This window comes from Okeania sp. SIO2F5 (genome assembly GCF_010692685.1).
Taxonomy (GTDB): domain Bacteria; phylum Cyanobacteriota; class Cyanobacteriia; order Cyanobacteriales; family Microcoleaceae; genus Okeania; species Okeania hirsuta.
Window position 1 is genome coordinate 1 of sequence record NZ_JAAHGU010000183.1, and the last position, 12,325, is coordinate 12,325.

General features: G+C 35.6%; 9 protein-coding genes and 2 pseudogenes. 4 read left to right on the forward strand and 7 right to left on the reverse strand.

All coding sequences use genetic code 11. The annotated features are described in order from the left end of the window. Positions 1-273: 273 nt before the first annotated feature. From F6K27_RS30080 to F6K27_RS30090, 3 genes and pseudogenes are all read right to left on the reverse strand, one after another. Positions 274-609 (reverse strand): annotated as a pseudogene (locus F6K27_RS30080) (reverse transcriptase domain-containing protein); the annotation flags it as partial. 67 nt (positions 610-676) lie between these two features. Next, on the reverse strand, positions 677-1,300 hold the full coding sequence (nusB, locus tag F6K27_RS30085; protein WP_124146733.1) for a transcription antitermination factor NusB: 624 nt from the start codon (positions 1,298-1,300) through the stop codon (positions 677-679). A 245-nt stretch (positions 1,301-1,545) separates the two neighbouring features. Further along, a complete protein-coding gene (locus F6K27_RS30090; RefSeq protein ID WP_124146734.1) occupies positions 1,546-2,265 on the reverse strand; it encodes a DUF502 domain-containing protein in 720 nt (239 codons plus the stop codon). Between the two features lie 844 nt (positions 2,266-3,109). Between F6K27_RS30090 and dnaG the strand changes: the two genes are divergently transcribed. Further along, positions 3,110-5,137 carry a DNA primase gene (gene dnaG / locus F6K27_RS30095; RefSeq protein ID WP_287279591.1) on the forward strand — a complete coding sequence of 676 codons (2,028 nt, stop codon included), beginning with the start codon at positions 3,110-3,112 and terminating at the stop codon, positions 5,135-5,137. A gap of 458 nt (positions 5,138-5,595) precedes the next feature. Here the strand turns inward: dnaG and F6K27_RS30100 are convergent, their stop codons facing one another. Together F6K27_RS30100 and F6K27_RS30105 are read right to left on the reverse strand one after the other, a co-directional pair. After that, positions 5,596-5,742 carry a hypothetical protein gene (locus F6K27_RS30100; protein ID WP_287279592.1) on the reverse strand — a complete coding sequence of 49 codons (147 nt, stop codon included), beginning with the start codon at positions 5,740-5,742 and terminating at the stop codon, positions 5,596-5,598. Between the two features lie 829 nt (positions 5,743-6,571). After that, positions 6,572-7,099, reverse strand: a complete 528-nt coding sequence (locus F6K27_RS30105; protein WP_287279593.1) for a pentapeptide repeat-containing protein — start codon at positions 7,097-7,099, stop codon at positions 6,572-6,574. Positions 7,100-7,296: 197 nt separating this feature from the next. Between F6K27_RS30105 and F6K27_RS30110 the strand changes: the two are divergent. Both F6K27_RS30110 and F6K27_RS30115 read left to right on the forward strand, forming a co-directional pair. Beyond that, positions 7,297-8,653 (forward strand): annotated as a pseudogene (locus F6K27_RS30110) (RNA-guided endonuclease InsQ/TnpB family protein). Further along, on the forward strand, positions 8,643-9,176 hold the full coding sequence (locus F6K27_RS30115) for a YraN family protein (protein WP_287279594.1): 534 nt from the start codon (positions 8,643-8,645) through the stop codon (positions 9,174-9,176). The pseudogene F6K27_RS30110 and the gene F6K27_RS30115 overlap by 11 nt, the downstream one beginning before the upstream one ends. A gap of 561 nt (positions 9,177-9,737) precedes the next feature. Here F6K27_RS30115 and F6K27_RS30120 read toward each other — a convergent pair. After that, complete coding sequence (locus F6K27_RS30120; protein WP_124146738.1) at positions 9,738-10,127, reverse strand: hypothetical protein; 390 nt, start codon at positions 10,125-10,127, stop codon at positions 9,738-9,740. A 352-nt stretch (positions 10,128-10,479) separates the two neighbouring features. Between F6K27_RS30120 and queA the strand changes: the two genes are divergently transcribed. Continuing rightward, a complete protein-coding gene (queA, locus tag F6K27_RS30125; protein WP_124146739.1) occupies positions 10,480-11,577 on the forward strand; it encodes a tRNA preQ1(34) S-adenosylmethionine ribosyltransferase-isomerase QueA in 1,098 nt (365 codons plus the stop codon). Between the two features lie 57 nt (positions 11,578-11,634). Here the strand turns inward: queA and rpmF are convergent, their stop codons facing one another. Next, positions 11,635-11,811 (reverse strand): 50S ribosomal protein L32, encoded by a 177-nt coding sequence (gene rpmF / locus F6K27_RS30130; protein ID WP_124146740.1) that lies wholly within the window; start codon positions 11,809-11,811, stop codon positions 11,635-11,637. Positions 11,812-12,325 lie beyond the last annotated feature (514 nt).

Below are 12,325 nucleotides of genomic sequence, written 5' to 3' on the forward strand. Positions count from 1 at the left end.
GGTCGTCACGCAAACCATAACGTCTAGTCATTTAGAGCAGTCCTTAGCATATTATTCCTGTAGTTATTCTTCATAAGCATACTATACTTTTAATGTCAACCTCTTTAATTGATGACACGCCCTAGATCCAGTTAATTTTTTTGTCAGATAGGAATTAGGTCAATGCATTTCAGTTAACTGGACTTTTGGAATGATGAGGTACAAAGTTTTATGAGTTTAGGCAATAGGGAATAGAGATTAGTATTAAACTGCACCTCACTTTTAGGGAATAGGGAATTGATTATTGTCAAATACTCCAGACCTTAACCATTGTTTGATTAATCGTCTGTATGGAGATTTTCCAATTTTTCCTCACAATGCATCATGATTAATTCGGTCAAAACATTTGGATATATCAGTATCTAAGATAAATTTTGGTTTGCTCCTGATGCTGTTAAAGATGGCTTCTATGGCATCATGGGTTGACCTTCCTGGTCTAAAACCATAGCTGTTAGGTTCAAAGCGTGCCTCCCACTCTGGTTCCATACCTAACTTTACCAGTGCTTGTAACGTTCTGTCGTACATCGTTGGGATGCCTAGAGGGCGTTTTTCATCTCGTCCCGGTTTTGGTTTTTTTGTATAATTCCTATCACAACAAAGACCTTAATTTTGATTTTTACTTTAGACTTATAACTCTTCAAGCTAAATTAATTTTATGTAGCACTCTTCGCAATACCCCATTAATAAATCTATATCCATCTTCACTACTGTAACGCTTGGCTAATTTTACAGCTTCATTAATTGCCACTTGTTCTTGAATGCCAATAAACATCATTTCTGTCACTGCAATTCTGAGAATATCTATATCTATTCTAGGCAAACGTTCTATTTGCCAATCTACTATTGATTCTCTCAATAAATTATCAATTTCTTCTTTATTGTCATTCACCTTTGTCAAAATTTCTAAAGCGTACTTGCGAACTTCTAATTGATTAGTTAGTTGAATTAGTTCTGGTAACTCCACAGCAGTGCCAATACGATTAATTGCTGTTTGGCCTAACTCCACTGCTTCGTGGACCATCGAACTTGCACTTTGAACATCACTAGCACTAATTTGACTATTAAGGAGGCGATCGCTCCCTCTCTGTAATTCTGCCGCAGCAGTTTCTAAAATATCTTGGACTTCAGCTCTGAGAGTCCTAACTGCTGCTAGTATGACTTCTTGAAGTTGCTTTTTTTCTAGACTGCCTGAATTTGTTGGTAATTGACTTAGACCAAGCAGAGCTAGTTCACGAGCTGTGGAGCGAGGAGCTTTGTTCATAATTTTTGATCATCTTTTATCTTTTAAGTGGCAGGTTTAATATCCCATCGTCAACAGGGGTACTGAAAATTGTTCGGGGTTATCAGACACAGAGTGGCCAGTCATTGACTATCCCCATGCAATTAAACCTTCTACCTTTTGCCTCTATTGGTGCCCATTCCCTATCTTGGTCAGCATTCCCTTGCGTCTGACGCCGACGCGGGGTCGCACCGCTTCTGCTTTCTGCCTTTTTCAATATAACTCGTTCAATCCTCTTCAGTGGAAAATTTTTGATAGTCTTCTCTATCTAAAAGTAGAGGTTTGAGTTGATCATTTGAATTTTTTTCTGGACGTACTGATTGATTTGGAGTTACTATTCCACCTGATATGAGAACTTTAAACGCATCTTCCACTGACATTGAAACGTTAAGCACATCTTTTTCTGGCACTATGGCATACCAACCAGATGTAGGGTTAGGAGTCGTTGGAATGAAAAGACTTAGCATTGAGTCTCCTAGATGAGATTTAATTTGACTACTAATCGTACCAGTGACAAAAGCTATAGTCCAAACTCCCTGACGTGGATATTCTACAAGTACCACACGGCGAAATTTTTCGTTAGAATCCTTGAGTAGAGTTTCTAAGATTTGTTTGAGAGTGCCGTAGACTGACCCTGCAAATGGAATAGCTTGTAGTATTCGCTCGCCTACATCTAATAACCATCTTCCAGCAATGTTTCTAGCCATTAACCCAATCACTAGAATACTTAGCAATGGTACTGCTAGTCCTACTAAGAAATTTAGTAGGCCTACTAAAGCTGGGTGTAAACCATCGAAGGGGTTGATTTGCTTGGGTATCTTTGTCAAAAAATCTATTACCCACCGAGCAATAGTTATGGTCAACCAAATTGTTGTAGCTAATGGTATGACTACCAGTAAGCCTGCAATTAGGTCGTTTTTTAAATCCTGCCTTATGCGTTTGAACACTGTTTACCCATTTCCTCGTAAATTGCTAGATATTTTTTGATCTAGCTTGAAACCAATTTTTTTTAATTTAATATTTATATTTTTTATTCTGAATACTTACAATTATTAACAACTGTCAATAATTGTTGCAAATGTAAATTCAAATCAAAATTGAACTGATTTTAATCATCCAAAATATTCAGATATATTTTCTACCACTTGTCCACAAGAATAATTGGACTGAGAGCCGTGGCTGATTTCCAGATGATATTGGATAGATTTATATGGTAAAACAATTTGTCTCTTTTTCTCAACTGTAGACTTCGCCACATAAGTGACAGGGATCAGGAGCAATAGAAGATGAAAGGACGAAAGGAAAAAAGATTTAATATTGACTTTTGCAAAAGGTCTTCTTTCCAGTAGTTCTATTTAAGTTGTAAATTTTTGCTAGGCAGAATAGAACTGAGATATATATGAAAGATATATAGAATTTACATTTAAGAGAGAACAAAGGATAGGGGAAGATGATTGATAGATAAAATTTTTTGTAGTCAAAAATCATCATCTATGTTTACGTCTAAAATGGAAATACTATAGTTGTCATATAATAGGTTTTGAACAAATTTTAGTTATCTAAATACAGAGAGTTACTTATCTTGCTCTGTAGCTAATATTTATCTTCTATCTAGGATGGCTATATATCTTTCAACTAGATAAAATCAGAATTATGGATGAGAATTTTATGACTTCATAGAAGAGTATTTTAAGAATAGAAAAGGCAATGGCATTATCAGAGTGTAAATGCCAAACAGGTTACAGATAAAAAATCCTCAAAATCATTGACAATCAATTATTTAATGAATTTATGAATAATTTTCGTTTTCATCAAGATACTATTACAGAAGTGAAGGAAAGAGCTGACATTTATGATGTTATCTCAGAGCATATTGTCTTAAAAAAGCGAGGTAAAGATTATGTAGGATTATGCCCTTTCCATGAAGAAAAAACTCCTAGCTTTACTGTTAGTACCAGCAAACAAATGTACTACTGTTTTGGCTGTGGTGCAGGTGGTAATGCTTTGAAATTTCTGATGGAAGTTGGTAAGTCTTCTTTTAGTGATGTAGTGTTAGATTTAGCCAGACGTTATCAAATACAAATTAAAACGGAATCACCAGAAAATAGACAAGAGTTTCAACGTCAAATTTCTCTGCGGGAACAACTTTATGAAATCTTGGCAATGGCTAATAGTTTTTATCAACACGCTTTGAGACAATCACAGGGAAAAATTGCTTTAGAGTACTTAAAATTTTCACGTCAAATTACAGAAGAAACTATTCAAAAATTTCAACTGGGTTATGCTCCTAATGGTTGGGAAACTATTTATGGTTATTTGGTGGAACAAAAAGGTTTTCCTGTAGAGTTAGTGGAGAAAGCAGGATTAATTTTACCTAGAAAATCAGGTAATAGTTATTACGATAGATTTCGCGATCGCTTGATGATTCCTATTAATGATGCGCAAGGTAGAGTTATTGGTTTTGGTGGGAGAACTTTGAGTGATGAACAACCTAAATATTTGAATTCTCCTGAAACTGAATTATTTGATAAGGGTAAAACTTTATTTTGTTTGGATAAGGCAAAAACTGCTATTTCAAAACTGGATAAAGCTGTGGTTGTGGAAGGATATTTTGATGCAATTGCTCTCCATGCTGCGGGAATTAATAATGTTGTTGCTTCTCTAGGTACGGCATTAAGTTCTATTCAAATTAAACAACTTTTACGTTATACAGAGTCTAAACAAATTATCTTAAATTTTGATGCTGACCGAGCAGGTATTCAAGCTACTGACCGGGCAATTGTAGAAATAGAAAATCTTGCTTATAAAGGGGAAGTTCAACTACGAATATTGAATATTCCTGATGGGAAAGATGCTGATGAATATTTGCAAAATTATTCTTCTGAAATGTATCAGGAATTATTAGTTAATTCTCCACTATGGATTGACTGGCAAATTCAAAATATTGCAGCAAATAAAAATTTTAGTTTGGCTGATGAGTATGGTCAAGCAACTAAACAAATAATTAAAATTTTAACGAAAATAACTAACGATAATCAGCTTACTTATTATCTTCAATATTGTGCAGATATTTTGAGTCAAGGAGATTCTCGTAGAGTTTCATTACTTACTGAAAATTTGTTGAACCAAGTTGTTACTCATTGGAAAAAGCTCTTAGGCGAGGATGAGTTGTTATCAGTACCATTGCTAGTAGCAAAACAGTTAAAATATTATCGACAAAATAGTAGAAATTCTACTAAAGGGAAAAATAATACTTCACAAAAAGTTTTATCTCCACCTCGAGAGCGTAGTTTATTAGAAGAAGCAGAATATTTATTACTGCGTATTTATTTACATTGTCCGAAATATCGTCAAGATGTGAAAGATGCAATGGAGGCTAGAGATTTACAGTTTAGTTTGTCTCACAATCGATTTTTGTGGAAACAAATTATTGATGTAGAAAATATGTCTGAATATCAAATTACTGACTCAGATGATTTAATTTCAAAATTGCAAGATAGTTGTTTAGATGCTCCAGATAAAATATCAGAAGTAGAGCATCTTTTTCATTTAGATGAAAAGGCAAAGAAAAATCTTCTTAGAGCGCCTTTAGAAATCCGTTCTACAATAGCAACTATCGAATTAATTATGTGTAGAAAACGTCGTAGCACCGTTTTAAGTATGTGGCAAAAAACTGATTTATCGACAGACTTTGAATTGGCTAAAAAGTATCAAGAAAAATTCTATTCTGAATCAGAGTGGATTCAGGAACTGGAGAGATTAAGAAGCACCACTATCTATGATTTAATACAAGTACCTTTAGGCGAATTAGCTAACTAAAAAAATCAAGCGTTGGTAATACGTGGCTATGATTGTGCTTTAATGGCAATTGTCTAAATATTAACTGAAAAGCATTTTATATTTCGCTAAATTTAGGTTTCATCGCTTGATTCACCAACGCCAAAATTCCTGATACCAATTTGATGTGAAGCTGCACAAAATAATGTTTTGATTTTATAGCAATTGAAGGAAATGCACGGACATATTAAAAGCTTATAGCAGTCAAAGCAAAGAGCGCGGACATCATAGACTTCTCCAAAAAAAAATAAAATCAATTCTTATCCGTAAGTTATCAATTACTTCTCCCTATTCCTTATTCTCTCTTTTCTGGAGATGTCTAATAGAGAAAAATTATCTAGGAAAGATTATGCCTACTCCTTATAGCTACGACTTAAGACAAAAAGTTATTGATGTTAAGAAATCCCACGTTGTAGCGTAAGCGCAATTTCGGGAGGATGTCAATGGTTTCCCATTAAAAACTGAGTCAGAAAGTCAAAAGGAACAATAAAAGATTTTCCTATGGAGAGTTGATGATGCTGTTCGCTTCGCTTAACGTCCGTGCCCTTTGCTTCGACTGCTATACTATGAATAATGAATAAAAACATAATTCATTTTAATAAGCACCTACGCAGAGCGAATCATTTGTTATCAATATACATCAAAATTGGCAGAGAAGCAAAAACTCTGTATTTATTGCATATCAAGACTTGTAGCCTTTATGAAAAGGTTGCTCATACAGGCGCAAAATTGCGATTTTTCGCTAAAATTTGGCTTTCGATAGCTCATTTCAACTTTTTTTGTCAAAATTAGTTTAAATTATAAATATGTTAATTAATTAAGTATAAGTTTAATTAATATTAAATAATTTGATAGTCTTATAGCGCTATGGGCAAGACAAAAATCAAAAATAATCTATAATTGAGTTAGATAATTTAGAAATGTCCTAATCTTGGCTTCGATGGCTATAAAACTCAGATAACACAAAATTATTCCTTCTTACTTCTGCTATACAAGATACAAGAAATAACAAGGAATAATAGGTCTAAAAATCAATAAATTTTCTCATATTCCTAGGGCTATACTAAAGCATTAATTGATGAGATTAACGGTGTAACTTATACAGTGTTTGTCAGATAAATATCAAAAACATAGGGTACGAAGCGTGTGAAATAACGCACTCTCCTCCAGCACATGGTCAAGTGTAAAACAGACCGTAATTCCATAAATGGTAAGCATACTGTCACACACCCTATCTAATCTTTTTTACTAAAACTATTGAATTATTGTGTGGTTATCTATCTAATAAAATACCAATCAAAAATAGGATTTACTCCCATATATTGCAAATAAAAAAGGGAAGATTGAAATAAATGTACTTCACTTTTACTTCTGCTCATTCCCTCTGCCTGATTACTTCAAATCAAGCCAATAAAATTAATCACAAAAGAGGGTATCTCTTGTGTTATTACCTGTAATAGGATTCGTACCTTGCGCTATTTTACATAGCTCCTTTTGAGTATCTGCTCGTAAAAAAGCATCTGTAAAATCTGCTCCATCAATAATTGCACCACGGAATTGAGTATGAAAAGCAAAAGCACCCTCTAAAATAGCATTAGTCAAATTTGCTTTGTTAAAAATTGCATTATCCAAAGTAGAATAACTCAAATTAGCTCCTTCTAAATTAGCTCCTTCTAAATGAGCGCCAAACAAACTAACACCACTTAAATTTGAATTACTGAAGTCACTTTTACGCAGAATAGATTTAGTAAATGAATCATTAGTTAAGTCTCGACCAGAAAAATCAACACCCACTAATATTTGCTTGTTATACTCATCAGCTAGAGTGAGTGTCGGGTTAGTAAATATTAAGGCAGTTATTGCCCCAATAGTAATGAGATATACTATTAGTGAAAAGACGAAGCTGACTAAAATTTGGGAAATTTTTTGTTGTCTAAAATTCATACTACTTCTGTCTAATTTACTCCAGGCAGTCCATAACCATAATAAGAAGAATAAACCAAAATGAGCTTTTCTTGATCACAACGTTGGTTGGATATCCGCGCTCTCCGGCCTGTGGGAGCTTCCTTCGCGAAAACCAATCAATATTGATATCTCAGACATAATATGTTAGACTTTGAAAATTAATTGGCTAACAGTAGATGGTTGAAAAAGCGTATAAATTTAGGTTTTACCCGACTCCAGAACAGGAAAACTTGTTGCGGAGAACTTTCGGTTGTGTACGCTTGGTTTACAACAAAGCTTTAGCTGCTAGAACTAAAGCTTGGTATAAACTGGAACAACGACTGAGCTACAAACAAACTTCAGCTATGGTTACTTGTTGGAAAAAACAGGAAGATTTAGATTTTCTAACAGAAGTTAACGGTGTACCGTTACAACAAGGTTTGAGACATCTACAGACTGCTTTTCCTACGGAATTCTACCCAAACACTAACTTTTTTAGTGGAGGTGCTAAATATCCTACACTTTAAGAAAAAACGAAATGGTGGTAGTGCTGAATTCACAAAGTCAGCATTTAAGTGGAAAGATGGTCAAGTATATCTAGCCAAATGTGTAGAACCATTACCTATTAGGTGGACTAGGCAACTACCTAATGATAGTGTACCTACTACAATAACAGTCAAACTGGACTCTAGTGGTAGATGGTCTGTCTCTTTGAGAATTAATGACACCACATATTTAAAACTCAAGCCAGTCAAAAAACTCTTAGGTATTGACTTAGGAATCACCAGTCTCTTAACTACAAGTAATGGGGAAAAAGTAACTAACCCAAAGAATCTTAACAAGTTACACAAAAAACTGAGGTTAGCTCAAAAGTCACTCTCGCGTAAGAGTAAAGGCTCAAGTAACTATCAAAAGGCCAAATTAAAAGTAGCTAGAATACACGGAAAAATAAAAGATTCAAGGCTTGACTATACTCATAAGCTAACATACGTCGCCAATCTGACGGCTCCCCTACAACTGATTCGTGAAAATCAAACCATAGTGGTTGAGGATTTGGCAGTTAAAAACATGGTCAAGAACCACAACCCACTCCTATCCCCTCCCAGGAGAGGAGCAAGAGGGGGGGATAGTGATGCTAACTGGGGAGAATTAGTCAGGCAATTAGAGTACAAAGCTGATTGGTATGGCCGAAAGTTAATCAAGATTGACAGATATTTTCCCAGTTCCAAACGCTGCTCTAATTGTGGTCATGTGGTTGAGAAATTGCCTCTAAATATCAGGGAGTGGGATTGTCTTGAGTGTGGCACTCACCATGACCGCGATGTTAAGGCAAGTATAAATATTTTGCGGATGGGAACCCGCGTCGGCGATAGACGCAAGGGAACACCCACCAAGAAGGCTGCGGGACTCGCAGTTTCAATCTGTGGAGCGACTGTAAGACCTGAAGGGAGTAAATCCCGGAAGGCGGGTGCTATGAAACAGAAAGCCCCTATCAACGATGAAGGGGGAATCCCGCCCTGTCTCGTAGAGCAGCGTCGGGAGGATGTCAACTAGGCAATCTGCTTCTTCCTCAAAAATTGACAGAGGTCTCTTGGGAGAAGATTTAGTGGCAAAATGGTTAACTCAAGAAGGTTGGCAAATACTCCATCGACGGTGGCAATGTCGCTGGGGAGAGTTAGATATTATTGCCCTAAAAACTTCTCCTTTGGAAGATCACCAAGCTCAAAAATTTCCAATTCTGATATTTGTGGAGGTCAAAACTCGTAGTCGGGGTAACTGGGATAAAAATGGTTTACTAGCAGTTACAGAAGCAAAACAAGCAAAATTATGGCAAACTGCAGAAATATTTTTAAGCGATCGCCCAGAATTAGCAGATTGTTCTTGTAGATTCGATGTAGCTTTAGTCAAGTGTAATTATACTCAAAAAGATTATCCTCAATCAAAATTTCTATCATTACAGGATCAACTATCTAAGTTAACTATTAAGGTGGGACATTCTTTAGAATTAGCAGGTTATCAACTTGTCTTACAAAATTATATCCCTTCTGCCTTTATATCTGCCTCTGACCTGGATTAAACTCGTTTAGAGTTAATCAGGTATTAGGCGTTGTTGAATAACAGTATGATTTTTAGTAGTCAGTAGGGTTATAGGTACTAAATCTCTGTTTGCTCCATATCCAGATAGAACATAGATCATACAATCATTATATATTTTCCCTACTTCCAAAATTCATCCCTCTTTTCAGCAATGCGAGGTATTCAATAATTTGCCTATGCCACCAGAAGCACTAAGCAAAAGTCTGGAACATCCATAGGCTAAACTTTAATTTAAAAAAAGGACTATCAGACTACAGAATCAATTCCGTGACTCATTTTTCATCCAAGGGTTAAAACCGCCTAGCTTTCTTCTTCCTTTGATATTTTTGTAGGCTGGAATGAGAAACCAATTTTAATGCAAATTACTTCTATTCCTTATGACCAAAAGGCTCTCAACTGTAGAATGCTGTGCAAATTAGAAAAGTAAGTTAAATTATAAAGAATAAATTAAGTGTGTCTTACTCTTGTTGTACCGGTACTAATATGATTAATGTACAAGTACAAGTACAGGTACAAATTAAAGTAAGAGTAAAACTATAGCTCAACCTAAAGTTTCGGGACAATACCCTAAACCCTTGACAAATTGGGTACGGAATGATTCTATTTCCTCCTGATTAGGCTGGCCATGAGATACTATTGCTACCTGATACCGTCTCATCACACTTAAAGGTGATTGTCCAGTTTCTAGACTCCACAATGCCATTCTGATACGGATATCAGGCTGATAAGGTATTCCTAATTCATTCATAAAAGCCCTAAAATCCCCATGTTGTTGAGGAGTTAAGTAGTGACTCATTTTGATTTTTACTACCCAACCATCAATTTGATGAATCACAGTCATAAATTGAAGCGGTAGTTGATGAGTAATGCATAGGTATTCAACTACTCTCAGGCAGAGGCTAGTATTTGCTATAAAGTAAAGGTATTCCATCTCAATCTAACTATTACCGCTGAAAACTACTGCTTTTCCCTCGGTTTAACCTCTAAATCTTTTGCTACTACAGAGGAAAAATTAAAGGTAATGAAAAACGGTTGTAGGGAGCGGGGCGGATATTGCCGCTTCCTAGTTAATAATTTAGGTTTATGTTCTAGAATGTCTAGAGTTTTGAACTAGACGATCAATCTGTTATTTTTCACTACAGATACATCTGCTCTACACTCTGAAAATTAATTCTGTACTTATATACTCTATATTTTCTCTTAATGTGTAGCATATCACTAGGGGAAAACTACCCTAATTTATCTGGGGGATTTTACCCAATTACGAGTTATATATCACTAATATGACTGAGGTAGATTGGTCTATTGATGCTTATGACTATGAACTGCCCCAAGAGCTAATTGCTCAAAACCCCATTGTCCCCAGGGATAGTTCTCATTTAATGGTTGTAGATTCACTTACACATCATAATTGTATTTTTAGAGATTTACCAGATTTACTCGAATCAGGAGACTTACTAGTTTTAAATAATACTCGCGTTATTCCTGGGAGGCTTTATGGCCACAAAACTACTGGTGCTCGGGTAGAAATATTGTTGCTCAAACCAGTGGAAAATGATTGTTGGCTGGCTTTAGTCAAGCCTGGTAAACGTTTTAGCAATGGTACAACAATTGAATTTATACCTAATTCATCTAACTGTAATTATAAGTTACAGGCAACAGTATTATCAACAGATAGAGAAACTGGTGGGCGATTTTTACAGTTTAACTTACCTCAAGGAATTTCGTTAATCAATTTATTAGACCAATTTGGTCATGTGCCATTTCCGCCTTATGTGACAGATTCACAGGCTCTCACAGAACAATATCAAACTGTATATGGTACTATTTTAGGTGCAGTAGCTGCACCTACTGCTGGTTTACATTTTACTGATGAATTACTAGAGAAACTAGAACAAAAAAATATTAGACTAGCTTTCATCACACTACACGTTGGTCTTGGTACATTTCGGCCAGTTGAGACTGAAGACATCACGAAGCATGATATGCACTACGAATGGATAGAGGTTTCACCATCAGTTGTAGACAAAATTAATCAAACAAAATCCCAAGGTGGACGTATAATTGCAGTAGGAACAACAGTAGTTAGAGCTCTTGAGGGAGCAGCGCTAGCTAATCAGAACAATAGTAATGAACAGCTTTCTATCTCACCATTTTCTGGTTATACCAATATATTTATTTATCCAGGCTACAAGTGGCAAATAGTAGAAGGTCTAATCACTAATTTTCACCTACCACGCTCCAGTCTGCTGATGCTTGTAAGTGCAATGATTGGGAGAAAACGCCTTTTTAGCTTATACCAGGAGGCGATTGCCAAAAAATATCGCTTTTATTCTTTTGGTGATGCGATGTTCATTTTGCCAGTTGCTAGGATAAATTAGTCTAATGGTTAAAATATTTTGAGAATTGGACATTATTTTTCCCAATTCTCTGATAGATTAATTTTCTTCCTCTTCTTCCTCAGCACTTGGATATACAAAACTGTGGGAACGTTGAGTAAGAACTGATTTCCCTAAAGATAGCGCCTTCTGTGCCTCCAGTCTTGCTTTACGCTTCCACTGAGCTTTTCGCATATTTGTCTTAGACTTGGAAGTTCTCTTCTTTGGTACAGCCATGAAAGTTATTGTATAGATAATTATAGACAGACTACTATAGTACCTTAATTTTAGTAACTATGGAAGACCTCTATAGAACCCTTATGGTATATTTGCACGGGGTATGTGCTTTTGGCTGCCCTCCTCAGAACTCAGTCCTCAAAAGTAAAGAAATTCAGAAATAGAAAAAAGGTAGAAAAATGCTTCCATCTCCCCTCTATTTCATAGAAGCTATTTGGTATTTTTGCCTACGATTAAGTTTTTGAGTTACGAGTCGGGAGTGGAATAGAGGTAATAACACAGGAAAAAGATTGAAAAATGCTGCCTTATTCCCCTACTTTTAAGATTAAAATCAGATTTTTCGGAACAATCTTTACCTCCTTACTTAGTTTTAGCCCACATTCTGTGCGACAAAATGTAGTATGCAAAGATGGTCAAACTTGAGTAAGTATTTAGACTTAAGAAAAAAAACCTCAAACTGTAAGAGCTGATTTGTAAACTTCGCTAAAAGTCTTCTATTACCTAGTTTTTAGCA